Below are 18,224 nucleotides of genomic sequence, written 5' to 3' on the forward strand. Positions count from 1 at the left end.
CCCATCTCCCGTTTTCTGCGCTGCAACAGAAGGCAACGATAACAGAGGCGCGCGCGGGAAGTCCAGGAAGCGGAACTCGGCCTTAAGGCCTGATCTCTAAGGCTTTATTGCCCATACATGGTGTATTCCTTGACCTCGTAGGGGACCAGGATGTTGCGGTCCTCGGCGAAGATCAGGCAGGGCACGCCGGCGCTGAACTGCTCGCAGCGCTTCATGGCGCTGGCCTTCATCTGCTCGTCGGGCGGGCAGGAGCCCTTGGGGCAGCCGGAATTGCCCCAGTTCTGACCGTCCTTGGACATGGCGAAATAACCATGGCGTTGGTCAGTCGCGTTGGAGAGGTATTGCTGATAGCCCTGCCAGGCCGCCTTGGTGATCTGCATCTTGGCGGCGTCCTGGGCGAAAGCCGGGCTGCCGAGCAGCAGCGCGGCGGCGGCGAGTGTGGCGATGCGCGTCATGGGGCGATTTCGTATTTGACCTGGGGATGGTTGTCCTTGGCGAAGATCATGCAGGTCTTGCCCGGGTTCGAGGTCTGGCATTGGCCCATCGCCAGGTCCTTGCCGTTGTAGCTGCCGCCGCAGAGCGCGTCGCTGCAGGACCAGCTGGCGCCGCCCAACCCATCCGTGGTGATGGCGTAATAGCCGTTGCCGATCCGCCCCACCCGCGAAAGATAGAGCTGATAATCGTCCCAGATGTTCTTGGCGATGGTGAAGGTCTGGTTCGCCGGCGTGAGGCTGGCGGTGTCCGCGGCCGGCGCATCGGGAATGGTCGCGATGCGGGTGTTGTCGCCGGCATTGGCGCCCGGACCCGAGGTGTTCATCTTGTTGCCGTTGCCCTCGCAGCCCGCGGCCAGAGCGGCGACCGCCGCCAGGACCAGAACCCGAGATATCGTGCCCCAAACAGTCGTATCGGTGCCGAAACGCATGCTGTTACTCCCCATATGTCTGAACCCGATCCGCCAATGTCCGGCATGATGCGAAGGTTCCAGCCTCTCCCGCTTGCCCTCCCCAGGGCTTTGCCCCAGGGCGTAATCTTGACATCCCCGATCGCGGTCGACAGCTTGGGCGGGAATTTACCCATCACCCGCATCCGAGTCGAGATGGGGAACCGCTTTGCCTCACACCGAGCCTGCATTGATCGCCGCTTCCCTGGCCCTGATCGGGCCCGGCGTCGCGCTTTCGCCGGCCGAGCGTGCGCTGGCGGTAGAGATCGCGGCGGAACCGCTTGGCGCAAGGCTCGCGGCGCTGCGGGCGCAAATCGCCAACGGCGGCGATCCCTTGGGCGAGGCCTTCGCGCGGATCCGCGCGGCGAAAACGCGGCGCGCCCTCGGCGCCACCTACACGCCGCACGAAATCGTGAAGGCGATGCTGGCCTGGAGCGCGCGCCAGCCGGGCGCAGCACCGGCCCGTATCATCGATCCCGGCGCCGGGTCGGGGCGCTTCCTGCTGGCGGCGGCGGCGCGCTTTCCCGACGCCGAACTGATCGGCATCGAGATCGACCCGCTCGCCGCCCTGTTGCTGCGCGCCAACCTCGCCGCGCGCGGGCTGACCGATCGCGCGCTTGTGCGGGTCGGCGACTACCGCGCGATCGATCTGCCGCCGGCCACCGGCCGCAGCCTCTTCATCGGCAACCCGCCTTATCTGCGCCATCACGGCATCGCGCCCGAATGGAAGGATTGGTATGCCGCGACCGCGCGACGCTTCGGCGTCGCGGCCAGCCGGCTGGCGGGCCTGCATCTCCACTTCTTCCTCAGGACCTTGGCGCTGGCCAAGCCCGGCGATCTCGGCTGCTTCGTCACCGCTGCGGAATGGCTGGACGTCAATTACGGCGCGGCGCTCCGGCAGCTGCTGGCGTCGAAACTGGGTCTCAAGCTGTTACAGCAACTCGACCCCAAGGCGCTGCCCTTCGCCGACGCGGTCACCACCGGTGTCGTCACCGGCTTCGAGATCGGGGCGCGGCCGGAGCGCGTGCGGGTGGACTGCGTGTCATCGGTCGGGAAGCTCATGGATCTCAGCAGCGGCGAAGACGTGCCGCGCGAGACGCTGGCCGCCACGCCGCGCTGGAGCGGGATCGCGCGTCCTCTGCGCGCCGTGCCGCCGGGCTGGATCGAGTTGGGCGAGATCTGCCGGGTGCACCGCGGCCAGGTGACCGGCGGCAACGCGGTGTGGATCGCCGGCCCGCACAGCGCCGGCCTGCCGCCGCAATATCTCATCCCGGCGATCACCAAGGCGCATGAATTGCGCGCGGGCGAGACCCTACGCGATCCCGCGCGGCTGCGCCGGGTGATCGACCTGCCGCGCGATCTCGACGCCGTGCAGAGCGAGGCGATCGAAGGCTTCCTCGCCTGGGCCCGCGCGCAGGGCGCCGACCGCAGCTACATCGCGCGGCATCGCAAGGCCTGGTGGGCGGTGGAGCTCAAAGCGCCCGCGCCGATTCTCTGCACCTACATGGCGCGCCGCCCGCCGGCCTTCGTGCGCAATCTCTGCGGCGCCCGCCACATCAACATCGCCCACGGGCTCTACCCGCGCGAAGCGATGCGCGATGAAGTGCTGGACGCGCTCGCCGCCTTCCTGCGCGAGAACGTGGCGCAGAGTTCAGGCCGCACCTATGCCGGCGGCCTCACCAAGTTCGAGCCGAAGGAGATGGAGCGGATCGCGGTGCCGCGACCGGAAGCGCTCGCGGATCATTCCGTCGAAAGTCTCAGGGTCAAAGCAGTAATGTAGCGCGCGCAGAGATCTGGCGAGTTCAGACCATTCAACCTTCATCGCCGAGTAACTGGCGCTTCACCTCTTCATGGGAAACGACGCGCCCTTCTGCCACGGCCTTCAGGCTCTGCTCGATCTTCTGGTTGACGTAGAGCTCATACATAATCCGGCCCCAGTCAGCGTCTTCCGGCAACCGGTTCAGGATTTCCTGTGCGGACTTCTTAGGGCTGATTGCCATCTTTGCCACCCGTCCCGAATCATCATCAAATGATCGGCGCGGAAGCGTCCGGGATCAAGCTCGCCTCAAAACTCCATCAGCGCGTCGATCTGCGCCTGGTCGACCGCGTGGTCGGTGCCGTGGATCACGGCGCTGGCCTGGCCGATCAGGTCCTGCAGGTTGCGCGAGGCGCGTTCGGCGATCATGCGGGTCACGTCCTCGTTGCCCTCAGCCAAGGCGGCGTCGAGCTTCTCGATGCTGATCGCGACCAGCCGGTTCATCTCGCCGACCAGCTGGTCGAAGGGCTCCTTGTAGGCCGGCGGCGAGAAGTCATAGGCCTCGATCGCGAGGTCGCGGTCGGCGATATGGCTCGCCCGGAAATGATCCTGGTAGGAAAGCGGCTGCCAGGCCTTGCAATCCTCCAGGCATTCCGGCGCGTCGGGCACCAGGTCGAACAGCATGACGATTTCGTTGATGTGGTTGAGGTAGTCGGTCGCCAGCAGCGTCTTCTCGTTGACGTTGGAGTCGCGGGCACGCTCGCAGAGCGCGCGCGTCTTCGCGGCGCGGTCCATGCTGTTCCCGGCGATGCCGACTGCTTCGGTCACGCTCAAACGACCCTGATTCCCTCTACCCGGCTCCGGCCGAGCGCCCGGAGCCGCGCCCAGTATGGCCGGCGAGGGTTAATCAGTTGTATCGAGCCGCGTTCCCCGCCGCCTCCCAGGGCGCTGCGCGACCTGGACTTTTGGGAACAAATCATGTACATTCTTCGGGCATTCGGGTCCTGCGGGATCCCCAGCCACGCGCCGGCCAACCCCGACAGGACCCCGACAAAACGCAGCGATACCCCATCCCCCCTCTCCCTATCCCGATGCGGAGGCGCCGTTGGAATATCTGGATTTTGAAGAGCCCCGGTCGGCAAATCAGGGGATCACGGCCCCCTGGAACCGGGAGTCGTTGCTGGCCCGCATCCGCCGCATCGGCGGCCAGGTTACCGCCATCGAGAACGCGGTCTACCGCGAGGCGGGCTGCTCGGCCATCCTGCATCAGGTTGCCGGTGCCCGCGGCGCGCTCGCCGGACTGACGGACCAGCTGATCGAGGCGCTGGTTCGCGAACAGGTGTCGAAGCCGGGACTCAGCCAGGAGCAGCGCGAGGCCGGCGCCGCCGATCTGATCGCGGCGGTTCGGCGCTACGCGAAATAGCGAAATCTAACCGGGGAAGTTCAGCCGCCGGAAAGCCAGTGGTTCGGCGAAGCCCTTGAGCGCGGCCTGGTCGGCCTGCGCCGGCATGCCCTCGGCGGCGAGGCGCTCCAGGATCGGCGCCACCGCAGGATCCTCGGCGATCTCCCGGCTCAAGACGATGTCATGGCCCCTGCTCTGGCCCTGCAGCCGGGCCGCGAGATTGACGGTCGAGCCGAAATAATCGAGCCGGTCGTTCAAGGTCACCACGATGCAGGGGCCCTGGTGGAGTCCCAGCTTGATCGCGACCGCGTCTCCATCCCCCACCGGATGCGCGCGGTTGAAGGCGGCGACCTGGCGCTGGATCGCGACCGCGGCTTGGAGTCCATCCTCGGGTCTTGCGAAGGCGGCCATCACCGCGTCGCCGATCGTCTTCACGATGGCGCCCTGGTGGTCGCGGATGGTCTGCGCCAGGAAGGCGAAGTGATCGCGCACCAGGTGATAGGCGGTGGCGTCGCCGATCTTCTGATAGAGCGCGGTCGAACCCCTGAGATCGGAGAAGAGCAGGGTCACGCGACCGATGCTGACCTCGTCGCCGGGCCGCAGCACGTCCTCGGTGAAGAGGTCGCGGAACGCCTGCAGCGCGGTCACGCGATCGGCGGTCAACGCCTCCGCCACCCAGGCGCGGCTCTCGACGATCGCGGTGAGCGCGCGTTTGCTGTGGTTCTCCAGCCGGATCATCCCGCGCGGCGCCGACGCGCCGGCCTTCACGTCATCGTCTTCCAGGATCACCGCCGGGAAGCCTTCGATGCCGGCCTCGATGTCGCATTCCGGGCCGACCTCCAGCGTGCGCAGGCGATAGGGGCCGAGCGAGAGCTGTGCCTTGACCTCCCGCGTCTCGCCGGGATCGAGGGCGATCTGCAGCTTGATATGCGGCGTCGAGACCGGGCCCCAGAGGCAGTATTCGCCGCTCTCCAGCACGCGGATCGCCTCGGCCGGGCGGAAGCTCGCCTCGACGTTCCTGGAGAAGTCGCGGCCATAGTCGATGTTGCAGGAGCCGCAATGCGCGCCGTCCGGCAGGCGGTCGAGCCCGCCTGAAAAGGCCTTGGCGACCCGGCAGCGCGGGCAGAGCAGATTCCACCGGAGCTCCAGCAGGCCGGCGCGCACCGCCTGCAGGCAGAGCTCGATCACCTCCAGCGCCGGCCGGTCCCAGGCGCGGGCGAGCTGCAGCGGCCGGATGCTCCAAAGGTCGGCTTCCTGCGCGGTGAGCACATGATCGGCGAGCTTCCGCGCAAGGCCGTGTCCGTTCGCCGACGCCTCGATCTCCTTCACCATCCGCGCGACCCGCGCCGCCACTTCCGGCTTCGGCGCGGGGGCTTCATAGCTGAACGGCGCCGCGGTCTCACCCTTGGCGAAGGCATTGGCCTCGCGGGCGATGCGCCCGAAGGTCTTCTCGGAGGAAGGGAAGAACCCGGTCGCCAGAATCACGCGCCCGATCAGATTCGCGGCTTCCGCGGTGATGCGATAGTGGCCGACCGCGCCTTCGCCCTTGGGCTCGAGCCTCAGCTCGGCGCAGAGCGACTTCAGCGGGCCGGATTCGAAATAGCGGCAATGCTCGAACCACTGCTCGTTCACCCAGTTCACGGGCTTTTCGCGCCATTTGAGGTCGAACGGCCCCATCCTGACGCGGCCGAAATATTTCACGCTGCCGTCGGGCTGCGGGATCTCGGTGATCGCGTGTTTCGGAATCTTGGCGGCCTCGTTGACCCGCGCGGTATCGGCCAGCAACGGCCAGATCTCCGCCGGCGGCCGGTCGAAAGCCCAAGTCCAGGTGACCGATTTCGCGCCCAAGTCTCTGCCTCCCCGTCCCCACGGGGTATCTTAGATACGCAGCCGGCGGGCGGCCAGATCACTCCCGTATCGCTACCAGGCGAGCAGGGGGATGCCGTAGTCGGGGAAGGTCGTGAAGCCGCGGTTCAGGTCGCGGAGCTGCTTCGGGTCGATCTTGGCGGCGTAGAGCAGCTCCCGGCGGTGGATGCCGCCGGCGACCAGCAGGCCCTTGGCGCCGGCATCCTGGGCGCCGCGCATGTCGGTCCGGTAGGAATCGCCGATGCCGAGCGCACGGCCGCGGACAATGCCGGTTGCCTTGAAGATGGTTTCGTAGATCTTCACATGCGGCTTGCCGTGATAGACCACGCGGCCGCCGAGATTCTCATAGCGCTGGGCGATGGCACCGGCGCAGATCTCCTCGACGCCGCCGCGATGCACCATGAGATCCGGATTGGCGCAGAGCATCGGCAGGCTCTGCTTCAGGCCCAGCCGCAGCACCGGGTCGAAATCCTTGGCCTGGGCCTTGTCGTCCTCGACGCCGGTCACCAGCAGGAAGCTCGCCGCGCCGACCTCATCGACCCGCTCCAGGTCCAGGCCGTCGATCAGCCCGGCATCGCGCTCCGGCATGATGGCATAGACGCGCCGGCCGAGGCGCTGCCCCAGGCCATCGGGCCGCGTCTTCAGGTATTTCCAGGTCTCTTCGCCGGAAGTGTAGACGCCGGTATAGAGCGCGCGGTCGACGCCCATCTCGGTCAGCTTGGCCTCGACTTCGGTCGCGCGGCGCGGCGCGTTGGACAGGATCTCGACAGCCTTGCCGGCGTCGCGGAGCCGCGCCAGGCAGTCCAGTGCCGCCGGATAGGGCTTCACGCCGTCATGCACACAGCCCCAGAGGTCCATGAGCACGAGGTCGAAACTGTCGGCGATTTCGCGCAGGCCGGTCAGAATGCGGGTGACCGGCTCTTGCTGGTTCAGAATGAAGGGATCGGGCATTGAATACTATGACGCGGCAGTGGCGAGGTCCGGCTTGGCGATCCGGGGTTCGCCAAAGAGATAGCCCTGTCCGAAGTCGATGGAAAGCTCCAATAGCTCGAGCAGCATCGGCTCGGATTCGATGCGGTCGACAATGAGGTCGATCGCATAGGAATCGAGCATGCGCTTGAAGGCCTTGGGGTCGTCGCCGATGGCGCCGCTGGCGGCCGCCTGGGCCAGCCGCGTCGCCTCGACCTTGATGAAGCGGAAATGCCGGCTGGAAAGGCCGGGCACGTCGATGTCGAGATTGGTGACCTTGTCGAGGCTGAAGCGGTAGCCGAGCTGGGCCAGCCGGTCGAGATCGCGGTGCAAGGTGTTGTCGGCGCTGTCCCAGGCCTTCTGCGAGAACTCGAAGACGATCGCCGGGGCGAGCTCGGCGTTCTGCGCCATCAGGTTGATGAACTCGCGGAAGAAGTCGCGGTCGGCCAGGGTCCGCTGCGAGATGTTGAGGAAGAAGCCGACATTCGCGTTGGCCTTGCGCAATTTCCGCAGCAACTGGATGCAGCGGAACAGCAGCATGTTGTCGATCGCCGTCACCAGGCCGTGGCGCTCGGCGATCTCGATATACTGCTCGGGCACCAGGATCTTGCCGTCGGCGGCCTTGATCCTCGAATAGCATTCGAAGAAGCGGCGCTTGCGTTGCGGCAGGCTGACGATCGGCTGCAAGGCGAGCTCGACCCGGTTCTCGCGCAAGCCGTCGCGCAGCAGATCGAGAATCTGCCGCTCGCCCAGGCCTTGCGCGACCGGCGGCATCGCCAGGCTGCCGGCGCCGTCGTCCTTGGTCGGCATTGCGGCGGCGGGTTTCGCGGGCTCGACCCGCTTCGGTGCATTCGGGTTGTCGACCACGCGCAAGGTCGGCGGTGCCGCGACGATCGCCGGCGCGGCCGCCGTGGCGCCGCGCTGCTGGTAGAGCTGCTCGATCAGGCTCTGCAGCACTTTGACCTCGGCGACGACTTCGCCGACATCGCGCTGCGGCTCGGCGCCGAGCGAGCTCAAGGCGCCCTGGATATTCTGCATCTGCTCTTCGACGCGGCGCTGGTCGGCGATCATCAGGCCCATGGTCTCGTTCATCTGGCCCATGATGTCGGCGCATTGGCGCAAGGTCGCGCGCTGGCGCAACGCCAGGACCAGCAGCGCACCGAGCACGAAGACGAAGCCGCCGATGACATAGCCCATCTGCGGCGAGACATGGGCCGGGAATTGCTGCGGCAGGAACCAGGCCGCGGCGACCGCCGCGACGATGCTCAAAGTCAGCAGAAGGAAATGGCGCCCCGAGGACATGGCGTCTGGCTTAACCCATGATGGTTAACAGCACCTTAAACCATCAAAGCCCATCTGTTCCAAGGGTGTCGGCGCCAACCGCGTCGGCGATGTTGGCAAAGCCGTCGCGCGCCAGCAGTTCCGCGAGCCCCTGCTTGATCCGGCGCACCAGGCCCGGGCCTTCGAACACCAGGGCGGTGTAGAGCTGCACCAGGCTGGCGCCGGCGCGGATCTTGGCATAGGCGTCCGCGGCGCTCGCGATGCCGCCGACGCCGATGATCGGCAGCTTGCCCCCGGTGCGGCGGTAGATGTCGCGCAGGATCTCGGTCGCCGGCTCGAACAGCGGACGCCCGGAGAGGCCGCCCGCTTCCGATGCGAAGCGCGGGTCGAGGCCGGCAGGCCGCGCGATCGTGGTGTTGCTGACGATGAGCCCGTCGAGACCGGAGGCGAGCGCCACCTCGGCGATGTCCTGGCGATCGGCATCGATGAGGTCGGGCGCGATCTTCAGCAGCAGCGGCGGCCTGCGCGTGAGTTGCGCGCGGGTTTCCAGCACCGCTCCAATCAGCGCCGCCAGCGCGTCGCGGCTCTGCAGCGCGCGCAAGCCCGGCGTGTTCGGCGAGGAGACGTTGATCACAAGATAGTCCGCCAGCGGTCCCAGCAGCCGCGTGCCCGTGATATAATCTGCGGCGGCGTCGGTCTGGTCCTTGTTCTTGCCGAGATTGATGCCGACGATGCCCTGCGCGGTGTTGCGGGACTTCAGCCGCTCCGCCATCGCGGCGATGCCGTGGTTGTTGAAGCCCATCCGGTTGATCACGGCGCGATCGGCGGTCAGCCGGAAGAGCCGGGGGCGCGGGTTGCCCGGCTGTGGTTTCGGCGTGACGCTGCCGAGCTCGACGAAACCGAAACCGAGTTTGAGCGTTTGACGATAGACCTCGCCGTCCTTGTCGAAGCCGGCGGCAAGACCCACGGGATTGGGGAAGCCGATGCCGAATAGCGTCTGCGCCAGGCTCGGCGGGTCGGGCTGGAGATTGGCGGCGATGAGGCCGGTCTTCAGGGCGGCGATCGCCAGCCGGTGCGCCCGCTCCGGATCGATCCGGTCGAGGAGCGGGAAAGCCCGTTGATATAGCATCGCCACCGTCGCTGAAGAGGACCGCTGAAGAGGACTGCACAAAAGCTATCAGCTGCCCGCGATTCGCAAACAGCGAGGCGTGACAGGACTGAAAACTTGAACCTGAAAGCTTGGCGCTCGGCGTAACCAGTCGGAGACCAGATTTTTCGCAATTTGCAAATGACTGGCTTCCAATAAATACCAAAATCCCCCAAAACAGCACCAAATTGTGCTGGCACCGTCATCTTTTTCCCAGTAGCGCCATTTATTCCTGAAGACCGAATCTTTAAACTGCCTTCGCGAGTCGATCGGATCCGCTGCCGCGGCCTGTGCGCTGTATCAGACCCGATTATCGATTATCACCGGCCGCTCCCAACCACGGTGGGCCGGTGGGCCTGTCCTGCAAGGAGCCGGTGCTCTTGGGCAGGGCGATTGGGGACTGGCAGATGACGATGGCGAAGTTGGCGACCGAGCCGAATGACGAGGAGGGGCGCGTGAACAATCCAATCATCCACACGCAGATGCTGCAGCATGGCGATGTGTGGCGCGGCATTGACCGGCTTGCCGCCAAGCACGGGCTCTCGGCCTCGGGCTTGGCGCGGCGCGCGGGTCTCGATCCGACCGCCTTCAACCCGTCGAAGCGGATCACCCGGGAAGGCCGGCCGCGCTGGCCGAGCACGGAATCGGTGGCGAAGATCCTGGCGGTGACCGGCGAAAGCTTTTCGAGCTTCGTGCAGCTGACCGGCGCCGCCGGCAGCAGTTCCGGCGGCTATGACGATGCGCTCGGCGGCGGCCGCCTGGCGGTGCGCCCGACCGCGCGCGCCCTGCCGATCATCGCGCTGGAGCGCCTCGGCGAAGGCGAATGCTTCTCGACCGACGGCCAGCCGAAAGGCGAGAGCTGGGGCCGCATGAGCTTCGGCACGGTCAACGACCGCGGCGCTTTCGCGATCGAGATCAGCGGCCGCGAGCTCGACCCGATCTATCGCGACGGCGATGTCGTCGTGGTCTCGCCCAGCGCCGAGATCCGCCGTGGCGATCGTGTCGTGGTGCAGAGCGGCGACGGTTCGGTTCGGATCCGCCGCGTCGGCCGCCAGGATGCGGACGGCGTGCTGCTGGAGCCGGTGGCTTCCGCCGGCGCCGGCGAATACGTGCCGGCGGCGCAGACCCGCTGGATCGCCCGCATTCTCTGGGCCAGCCAGTAATTCGGTCCCGGCGAACGGTTTCATTGACGTTGCGGTGGCCCTTTGCGGCCGCCGTTTCGTTTGGCGATGCTGCGCCTTGACCGCGCGGCTCCGGCCCCGCTACCGTTGATCCTCTCGGCGACGCCACCTCCTGCGACTTAGCGGGAGGCGGTTGCGCGCAGTCAGACTTCCAAGCGACACCCGAGGTTTGACAATCCGACGGACCAACAGCCGGCGGAGTGGAGCAGGGGTGCGGCGGAAGTTCCGGAGGGCTTATCGTGAGCGCCATCGTGCCCGATGCGCTGCATTTCATCGACGGCAGCTGGGTGAAGGGCGATCCCTACATCCTGCGTGCGTTCGACCATGCGACCTGGCTGATGGGCGGCGTGTTCGACGGCGCGCGCGCCTTTGAAGGCGTGACGCCGGATCTCGACCTGCATTGCGCCCGCGCGGTGCGCTCGGCGCGCAACATGGGCCTCGCCTCGCCGCTCTCGGCCGGCGAGATCCAGGAGATCGTGCTCGACGGCGTGGCAAAATTCCCGCGCGGGACCGCGCTCTATATCCGCCCCTTCCTGTGGTCGACCGCTGGCTGGATGCAGCCCGACCCCGCCAGCACCCGGATCGCGATCTCGCTGACCGCGACGCCGATGCCGGAGCCCAAGCCCTTCCGGGTCACGCTGTCGAAGTTCCGCCGGCCCTCGCCGGAGAGCGCGCCGACCGATGCGAAGGCGGTCTGCCTCTATGCGCAGGCTGGGCGCGCGGCGGGCGAGGCCGTCTCAAGGGGCTTCGACGACGCGGTCATGCTCGACCCCTTGGGCAATGTCGCCGAATACAGCGCCGCCAACCTCTGGATCGCCAAGGACGGCGCCGCGATCACCCCGGCGCCGCACGGCACCTTCTTGAACGGCATCACCCGGCAGCGGCTGATCAAGCTTTTCGCCGCCGCGGGTGTCCCGGTCACCGAGCGCAGCTTCCGCTTCGAGGAGGTGCTGGAGGCCGACGAAGTCTTCTCCTCCGGCAATTACGGCAAGGTCCTGCCCGTGACCGGCGTCGAAGACCGCGAGAAGCCGATCGGCGCCATCTACTCCCTGGCGCGCCGCCTCTACTGGGACTTCGCGCACTCCAAGAACTGAGTGGCCAAGAACTGAGATTGCCGAATCACCCGCGATGATTCAGCATCCGCCGGTGATGGAGCTGAACCCATGAGCGAGTCGACGGCAACTCAGCGCAAGAGCTGGGGTGAGGCGCTCGCCGTCTATCTGGAGCCGCGCCAGTCCATCATTCTGGTGATGGGTTTTGCCAGCGGCCTGCCGCTGCTGCTCACGCTCTCGACCTTGTCCTATTGGCTCTCCAAAGTCGGCATCGACAAGACCACGATCGGTCTCTTCGCGCTTGCCGGCACGCCCTACACCTTCAAGTTTCTCTGGTCGCCGGTGATCGATCAGATGCCGCTGCCGGTGCTGACGCGGCTGCTCGGCCAGCGCAAGGGCTGGCTGTTCCTGCTGCAGCTGTTCCTCGCCGCCGCCATCTTCGCGCTCGGCCTCACCGATCCGGCGATCGATCCACAGATGACGGCCATGGTCGTGCTGGCCGTCGCCTTCTTCTCGGCCAGCCAGGATATCGTCGTCGACGCCTACCGCATCGAGATCCTGAAGCCGGAAGAACAGGGCGCCGGCGCGGGCTCGACCCAAGTCGGCTATCGCATCGGCCTGCTGCTCGCCGGTGCCGGCGCGGTCGCGCTCTCGGATTTCGTCAGCTGGCAGGTGGTGTTCGCAGTTCTTGCCGGCGCCATTCTGATTTGTGCCGTCTTCACCTTGTTTGTGCCGGAGCCCGATCGTCGCGCCGCCGCGGCGCCGACCGTACAGCGCATCATCCCCGGCGGAACCTATGCCGCATGGATCGAAAAATCGGTGATCCAGCCATTCATGGATTTCGTCCGTCGGCCGGGCTGGGTGATCATCCTGATCTTCATCCTGTTCTACAAATTCGGCGATGCCTTCGGCGGCACGATGGCGACGCCCTTCTACAACGAGCTTGGCTTCACCGGCGTCGAGATCGCCGCCATCAGCAAGGTCTGGGGCGTGCTCGCGACCGCGCTCGGCACCATTGTCGGCGGCGCCGTCGTGGCGCGGATCGGAGTCTTCAAGACGCTGATGATCGGCGGCGTTCTACAGGCCGTCACCAACCTGCTGTTCAGCATGCTGGCGATGCAGGGGCATGACCTGATCTGGCTGGGCATTGCCATCAGCGCCGACAATCTGGCCGGCGGCCTCGCTGCGGCGGCTTTCGTTGCCTATCTCTCCGATCTTTGCAACCGTGCCTTCACGGCGACGCAATACGCCTTGCTCACCTCTTTCATGGCCTATGGCCGCACCCTGATGTCGAGCGGCAGCGGCTGGCTCGCCGATCACATGCCCTGGGTCGAGTTCTGGGCGGCGACGGCGCTGATGGCGATCCCGGGCCTGGTCTTCCTGGTCTGGATCACGCGTCTCTATCCCAACGAGAAGAAGCTGGTGCCGGACCAGGCGCCGGCGGAATGACCGATCTTCCGCGCATCGAGATCGAGTATTGCACCCAATGCCGCTGGCTGCTGCGCGCGGCCTGGATGGCGCAGGAGCTCCTGACCACTTTCGAGACCGAGATCGGCGGCGTGACCCTGGTCCCCGGCACCGGCGGTATCTTCGAGGTGCGCAGCCCGGGCGAAAACGGGGCCAAGCTACTCTGGTCGCGCAAGGAAGCGGGGCGTTTCCCGGATATCAAGGAGTTGAAGCAGCGGGTGCGGGATGAAGTGGCGCCCGAAAAGCCGCTCGGGCATTCCGACAAGAGGCCGGATCCGTCAGCTCCGGGCGGTTGACCGCGCGCGCCGCGGCGGCGCGGCCTCGGCGCCGACATGCACCGTTCGCACCGCGAAGCGGTTGCGCCCAGCCTGCTTGGCGGCATAGAGCGCGAGGTCGGCTTCCTTCAGGAGATCGTCCGGGCTCGGCATGCTTGTGGCATCAGGCGCCGCCATGGCGAAGGTCGCAATGCCGATGCTGGTGCCGATCTTCATCGTCCCGCTGCCGAGTTTCACCGGCTGTTCGAGGGTCTGGAGCAGCTTTGCGGCGATGCGTTGCGCGACCTCGGCCGCATCCGGGGATGTCAGGACGATGACGAACTCGTCGCCGCCGAGGCGCGCCAGCCGGTCCGATGCGCGCACCGCGGCGCGCAGCCGGCCGGCAAAGATCTTCAGCAGCGCGTCGCCGACGTCGTGACCCTGGCTGTCGTTGATCTGCTTGAAGTGATCGATGTCGAGATAGAGGATCGCGCCGCTGGACTGTTCCGCCAGCCAGCCCTGGTAGTCGGCCTCCAGCGCTTCGACGAAACCGCGCCGGTTCATCAGGCCCGTCAGCGGATCCGTCACCGCGGCGTGGCTCAGGTCCACCTCGCGGGCGTGCCGCTGGGTGACGTCGACGCCGACCGAATAGTAGCCCTTGATCTTCCCGTCGATGCCCACGTCGGGGATGAAATGCTGTTCGAAGACCCGCGCGCGGCCGTCGGCGCCGGTGCGCGACCAGGTGAAGATCGTGCTCTCGCCGGCCAGCGCGCGCTCGGCATGCGGCAGCCCCATTTCGAAGATCACCGGATCCACCACTGCCTGCACCTTCTGCCCGATCACCGCCGCCGGGTCGAGCCCGAGCGCGCGGTAGTGCTTGTTGCAGAACCGGTAGACGAGATCGCGGTCGATCACCGCGACCGTGACCGGCACCGCATCGGCGATCGCCTGCAGCATGGTCGAGCCTTGCTTCAGCTCGAGATGCGCCAGCGCCAGCTTGGCGTTGATCTCGCCCAGCTGATGCTCGCGTCGCTTCAGGTCGGTGATGTCGGTCCAGATCCCGACCGTGCCGCCGTCGGCGGTCTTTCGCTCGTTGACACGCATCCACTGGCCATTGGTCCATTGCACCTCGAACGGGCGCGCCGGCGGGTTGCGATGCAGCGCCAAGCGCTTCTGGAGCCAGGCGTCGCGATCCTCCAGCGCCTCGGTGGCGGTCAGTTCCGCCGCGGCGAAGGCGCTGAAGATCTCCTCGAAACTGCGGCCCTCGGGATTGCCGAACCGCGCCCTGGTTCCCGGATCGGTGAAGCCGGCATTGCAGGCGACTAGGCGGTCGTCGGCGTCGAACAGGGCAAAGCCGCTTTCCATGACGTCGACCGCGGCGCGGAAGCGTGCCTCGGCCGCCTGTCGCTCGCCGGCTTCGCGGATCAGCTTGTCGTTGGCGTCGCTCAATGCGCTGCGCGACTTGCGGAGCCTCTCGTGCATCGCGTTAAAAGTCTGCGCCAGCCGGCCGAACTCGTCCCGGCCGAGGCTCGGCAGCGGGACGGCTTCCTGACCCTCGCCGACCGCGGTCATCGCCCGGCCGAAGCTGTCGATCGAGGAGACGATGCGGCGCTTCACCAGGAACAGCGCCGCAATCGCGCCGGTCATGGCGCAGAGGCACAGCGCCAGCAGGACCGCAAGCTGGGTGACCTGGGCGGCGACGGCTTCGTTGCTGCGATCGACCAGCCGATGCGTGATCGCTTCCATGGCGCGGAGGCGAATGATGATGCTGCTGGCGATCAACCGCGAAACTTCGGGCTGCTGCGCCGGACCGGAGACCGCCCGGCCGGAATTGGTCCAGCGCTGGAACAACAAGGCGATGTCGACGCTGTTGTGGCGCAGGCGATCCTGCAGCGCCGCCTCGTCGGGCTGGTGCGGCAGGCCGGCGAGATCGTCGATCGACTGGTTGAGCGCGCGCTGCACCTCCAGCCACCGGGCGATCGGCCGCTTCTCCCAGTTGAACTCGATCTCGGTGGTCAGCTGGTTCAGCTCGAGCACGCGCTGGATCGCGAGATCCGCCGCTTTCGAGGTGCGCAGGGCCGCGTTCACCGTCTGCAGCGCATAGCTGATCATGACGGCGCTGACCACGACGATCGCGCCGAGCAGGCCGATGCTCAGGCGAAGCTTGGTTCTGACGCCGATGGCGGAGATCATGCCCGAGATCATGGTTGCGCGGCCGATCGTCTAGCGAAGATAGGTGACGCGGCTGGCATCTGCCGCCTGCAGGGCATTGGGGGCGAGCTCCGCCATGAAGTCGGGCATCGGGGTCGAGGCGTCCTGCTCGGTCAGCATCCGCCAATGGCCTTCGAGATTGGCGATCAGCGCCTGGTCGAGGCTGAGGTCGAAGGCATAGTCCGGCCACATCTCGGCGATGGTCGCGCGGTCGATGCCGATCGCCTGCGCGGCGATGGTGATCGCGGCTTCTTGATTCGCGGCGACGAAGCTCTGCGCCTTCAGAAGCGCACGGATGAATCCCTCGACCGCCTGCGGATTGGCGTCGAGAAAGCCGGCGAGAGCGACCAGGTTCCAGGTCTCGAGATAGGTTCCCTGGGCATAGAAGATGCGGGTGCGCTGCCCGAGCGCCTTGTCGGCATGGGCCCGGATCTCCTGCCAGCCGGAAAGCGCATCGACCGTGCCGGCGGCGAGCGCCTGATGGGCATCCTTCGGGGTGACGGGCACCGCCTGGAGGTCGCTCTCGGCCAGCAGGTTCGCCGCCAGGAAGACGTTGAGAAAATACTCGCTCGCGGTGCCCGGGCAGAAGCCGACGCGCCTGCCCTTGAGATCGGCCGGCGCCCGGATCGGGCTTTGATCCGGCACGATGATGCCGGTGTTGCGCTCGGAGGTCTCGACGGTGGCGACGATCCGCGCCGGAACGCCGGCGGCGATCGCCCGCACGAACGGCGCCTCGGCGACCATGCCGAGATCGGCCTGGCCCTTGGCGACCAGCTCCAGCGCTTCCTTGCCGCTGTTGGTCTTGATGGTCTCGAGCGCGATGCCCTCGGCGGCGAAGTAACCCTGGTCGCGGGCCACGTAGAACAACGCCGAGGCGACGGCCGCGGAATCGGCGACGACTATCCGGCTATGCACCGGCTTGGGTGCAAGCGTGCGCCAGGCGAAGACGCCGCCCGCCGCGACCAAAGCGGCCGCGCCCAGCAGGATATTGCGTCGCGAAGAAAGCGCCGGGTGCACCGGGATTTCGCCCCTCTCGTTCTTGAGAGGAAGAAGTTCCGATGATTCGCTTTAAATTCCCTTAATTTCGCCGTGAAATAGGGAAAATTGCCTTGCCGGTGCCGCTCAGCCCTCGACGTCGAGCGAATAGCCGGCGGCGCGCACGGTGCGGATCACGTCGGCGGCGCCTTCGATGTTGATCGCCTTCCGAAGGCGCCGGATATGCACGTCCACGGTCCTCGGCTCGACATAGATGTCGCGGCCCCAGACATGGTCCAGGAGCTGCTCGCGCGAGAACACGCGGCCCTGGTTCTCCATCAGGAAGCGCAGCAGGCGGAACTCGGTCGGGCCGAGATGCACATCCTTTTCCATCCGTTTCACCCGATGGGTCGCGAGATCCATCGAGAGATCCTTGTAGGCCAAGGTCTCGGTCGAGAGCTGCGGCCGGGCCCGGCGCAGCACCGCTTTCACCCGCGCCATCAGCTCGCTCGGGCTGAACGGCTTGGTCACATAATCGTCGGCGCCGACCTCCAGGCCCCGAAGCTTGTCGGCCTCCTCGCTCTTGGCGGTGAGCATGATCACCGCGATCGATTTCAAATCCGGCAGGCGCCGCATCTGCCGGCAGACCTCGATGCCGGACAGGAAGGGCAGCATCCAATCCAGCAAAACCAGGTCCGGCTTGGTCTCGCGGATCAGGGTCAGGCCCTCTTCGCCGTTCTTGGCCTCGAGGACCCGGTAGCCTTCGCTTTCGAGGTTGTAGCGCAGCAGCGCCAGCAGCGCCGGCTCGTCCTCGACCACCAGCACGGTCGGCCGGTTGGCAGGGTCGCGATCAGTCTCCCGTCCGTTATGCGCGGGACGGGTGCGGTCAGCCATCGAGTGCAACATTCGTGGTATCGCCCTTGGGTCTGGTTTCATCGATCGTGCGGCCGAGCGCCAGGAAGTGGACGGTCTCGGCGATGTTGGTGGCGTGGTCCCCGATGCGTTCGATGTTCTTGGCAATGAAGAGCAGATGGGTCGAAGGCCCGATGTTCCGCGGGTCTTCCATCATGTAGGTCAGCAATTCGCGGAACAGCGAGGTGTAGAGATCGTCGATCTCCTCGTCGCGCCGCCAGGCGGCGACGGCCAGCGCCGCGTCCTTCTCGACATAGGCGTCGAGCACGTCTTTCACGATCTGCTGCGCCAGGCGCCCCATCCGCGGAATCGAGGAGACCGGACGCAACGGGCCGAGCTGGTTCAATTGCAGCGCGCGCTTGGCGATGTTCTTCGCATAATCGCCGATGCGCTCGATGTCCGAGGAAATCTTGATCGCGGCCACCACCTCGCGCAGATCGGTCGCCATCGGCTGGCGCAAGGCCAGGATGCGGACCGCGAGATTGCCTGCTTCATGCTCCATCGTGTCGATGCGGCGGTCGCTCTCGATCACCTTGCTCGCCGCCTCGGAATCGCGCCGCGCCAGGGCGTCGATCGCCTGGGCGAGCTGCTCCTCGGCCAGGCCGCCCATCTGGGCGATCTCCTGCACCAGGCGTCGCAGCTCGACGTCGAAGCTCTTCACCGTGTGGTCATGGGCCATGTTCGGATTCTCGGTCGCGGCGTCCAAAGCTTTGTTCGGCATAGATACTACCGTTTTGTGACAGTTTTATGAATGCCCAAGGCAAGCACCATGGACTCGGACGCAGCTGTCCGCGCCCGGCAATTTAAGTCC

General features: G+C 66.5%; 18 protein-coding genes. 6 read left to right on the forward strand and 12 right to left on the reverse strand.

Annotation, left to right across the window (positions count from 1 at the left end; genetic code table 11):
* Positions 1-104: 104 nt before the first annotated feature.
* Positions 105-455, reverse strand: a complete 351-nt coding sequence (locus ACH2CY_RS03005) for a hypothetical protein (protein WP_395015780.1) — start codon at positions 453-455, stop codon at positions 105-107.
* Positions 452-922, reverse strand: coding sequence for a hypothetical protein (locus ACH2CY_RS03010; protein WP_395015781.1), 471 nt, complete (start codon positions 920-922; stop codon positions 452-454). Before ACH2CY_RS03010 ends, ACH2CY_RS03005 begins: the two co-directional genes overlap by 4 nt.
* A gap of 208 nt (positions 923-1,130) precedes the next feature.
* Here ACH2CY_RS03010 and ACH2CY_RS03015 point away from each other — a divergent pair, with 208 nt between their 5' ends.
* Complete coding sequence (locus ACH2CY_RS03015; RefSeq protein WP_395015783.1) at positions 1,131-2,720, forward strand: Eco57I restriction-modification methylase domain-containing protein; 1,590 nt, start codon at positions 1,131-1,133, stop codon at positions 2,718-2,720.
* 31 nt (positions 2,721-2,751) lie between these two features.
* Here ACH2CY_RS03015 and ACH2CY_RS03020 read toward each other — a convergent pair whose 3' ends face one another.
* Positions 2,752-2,949: a hypothetical protein gene (locus ACH2CY_RS03020; RefSeq protein ID WP_395015786.1), complete on the reverse strand. Its 198-nt coding sequence runs from the start codon at positions 2,947-2,949 to the stop codon at positions 2,752-2,754.
* Positions 2,950-3,005: 56 nt separating this feature from the next.
* Positions 3,006-3,524 (reverse strand): hypothetical protein, encoded by a 519-nt coding sequence (locus ACH2CY_RS03025; protein ID WP_395015787.1) that lies wholly within the window; start codon positions 3,522-3,524, stop codon positions 3,006-3,008.
* Between the two features lie 277 nt (positions 3,525-3,801).
* On the opposite strand from ACH2CY_RS03025, the gene ACH2CY_RS03030 reads away from it, so the two are divergent.
* Positions 3,802-4,119, forward strand: coding sequence for a metal/formaldehyde-sensitive transcriptional repressor (locus ACH2CY_RS03030; protein ID WP_395015789.1), 318 nt, complete (start codon positions 3,802-3,804; stop codon positions 4,117-4,119).
* Positions 4,120-4,125: 6 nt separating this feature from the next.
* On the opposite strand, the gene ACH2CY_RS03035 is transcribed toward ACH2CY_RS03030, so the two are convergent.
* From ACH2CY_RS03035 to ACH2CY_RS03050, 4 genes are all read right to left on the reverse strand, one after another.
* On the reverse strand, positions 4,126-5,946 hold the full coding sequence (locus ACH2CY_RS03035) for an adenylate/guanylate cyclase domain-containing protein (protein ID WP_395015791.1): 1,821 nt from the start codon (positions 5,944-5,946) through the stop codon (positions 4,126-4,128).
* A 72-nt stretch (positions 5,947-6,018) separates the two neighbouring features.
* Positions 6,019-6,915 (reverse strand): TIGR01459 family HAD-type hydrolase, encoded by an 897-nt coding sequence (locus ACH2CY_RS03040; RefSeq protein WP_395015793.1) that lies wholly within the window; start codon positions 6,913-6,915, stop codon positions 6,019-6,021.
* Between the two features lie 6 nt (positions 6,916-6,921).
* A complete protein-coding gene (locus ACH2CY_RS03045; protein ID WP_395015795.1) occupies positions 6,922-8,235 on the reverse strand; it encodes an EAL domain-containing protein in 1,314 nt (437 codons plus the stop codon).
* A 43-nt stretch (positions 8,236-8,278) separates the two neighbouring features.
* Complete coding sequence (locus tag ACH2CY_RS03050; protein ID WP_395015797.1) at positions 8,279-9,349, reverse strand: quinone-dependent dihydroorotate dehydrogenase; 1,071 nt, start codon at positions 9,347-9,349, stop codon at positions 8,279-8,281.
* Between the two features lie 425 nt (positions 9,350-9,774).
* Here ACH2CY_RS03050 and ACH2CY_RS03055 point away from each other — a divergent pair, with 425 nt between their 5' ends.
* From ACH2CY_RS03055 to ACH2CY_RS03070, 4 genes are all read left to right on the forward strand, one after another.
* On the forward strand, positions 9,775-10,524 hold the full coding sequence (locus ACH2CY_RS03055; protein WP_395015799.1) for a helix-turn-helix transcriptional regulator: 750 nt from the start codon (positions 9,775-9,777) through the stop codon (positions 10,522-10,524).
* Between the two features lie 257 nt (positions 10,525-10,781).
* A complete protein-coding gene (locus ACH2CY_RS03060) occupies positions 10,782-11,636 on the forward strand; it encodes a branched-chain amino acid aminotransferase (protein ID WP_395015802.1) in 855 nt (284 codons plus the stop codon).
* Between the two features lie 69 nt (positions 11,637-11,705).
* Positions 11,706-13,043, forward strand: coding sequence for an AmpG family muropeptide MFS transporter (locus ACH2CY_RS03065; RefSeq protein WP_395015803.1), 1,338 nt, complete (start codon positions 11,706-11,708; stop codon positions 13,041-13,043).
* Positions 13,040-13,357 (forward strand): SelT/SelW/SelH family protein, encoded by a 318-nt coding sequence (locus ACH2CY_RS03070; protein WP_395015804.1) that lies wholly within the window; start codon positions 13,040-13,042, stop codon positions 13,355-13,357. Before ACH2CY_RS03065 ends, ACH2CY_RS03070 begins: the two co-directional genes overlap by 4 nt.
* Here ACH2CY_RS03070 and ACH2CY_RS03075 read toward each other — a convergent pair.
* The 4 genes from ACH2CY_RS03075 to phoU all read right to left on the reverse strand — a co-directional run bounded on the left by ACH2CY_RS03075 (position 13,340) and on the right by phoU (position 18,092).
* On the reverse strand, positions 13,340-15,508 hold the full coding sequence (locus ACH2CY_RS03075; protein ID WP_395015806.1) for a diguanylate cyclase domain-containing protein: 2,169 nt from the start codon (positions 15,506-15,508) through the stop codon (positions 13,340-13,342). The two genes, ACH2CY_RS03070 and ACH2CY_RS03075, sit on opposite strands and share 18 nt — an antisense overlap.
* 30 nt (positions 15,509-15,538) lie before the next feature.
* Positions 15,539-16,543: an ABC transporter substrate-binding protein gene (locus tag ACH2CY_RS03080; protein ID WP_395015809.1), complete on the reverse strand. Its 1,005-nt coding sequence runs from the start codon at positions 16,541-16,543 to the stop codon at positions 15,539-15,541.
* Positions 16,544-16,648: 105 nt separating this feature from the next.
* On the reverse strand, positions 16,649-17,395 hold the full coding sequence (gene phoB, locus ACH2CY_RS03085; RefSeq protein ID WP_395015811.1) for a phosphate regulon transcriptional regulator PhoB: 747 nt from the start codon (positions 17,393-17,395) through the stop codon (positions 16,649-16,651).
* Positions 17,388-18,092 carry a phosphate signaling complex protein PhoU gene (gene phoU, locus ACH2CY_RS03090; RefSeq protein ID WP_395015894.1) on the reverse strand — a complete coding sequence of 235 codons (705 nt, stop codon included), beginning with the start codon at positions 18,090-18,092 and terminating at the stop codon, positions 17,388-17,390. The genes phoB and phoU overlap by 8 nt, the downstream gene beginning before the upstream one ends.
* Positions 18,093-18,224 lie beyond the last annotated feature (132 nt).

The organism is Dongia sp. (genome assembly GCF_041905885.1).
In the GTDB taxonomy this organism is placed as follows: domain Bacteria; phylum Pseudomonadota; class Alphaproteobacteria; order Dongiales; family Dongiaceae; genus Dongia.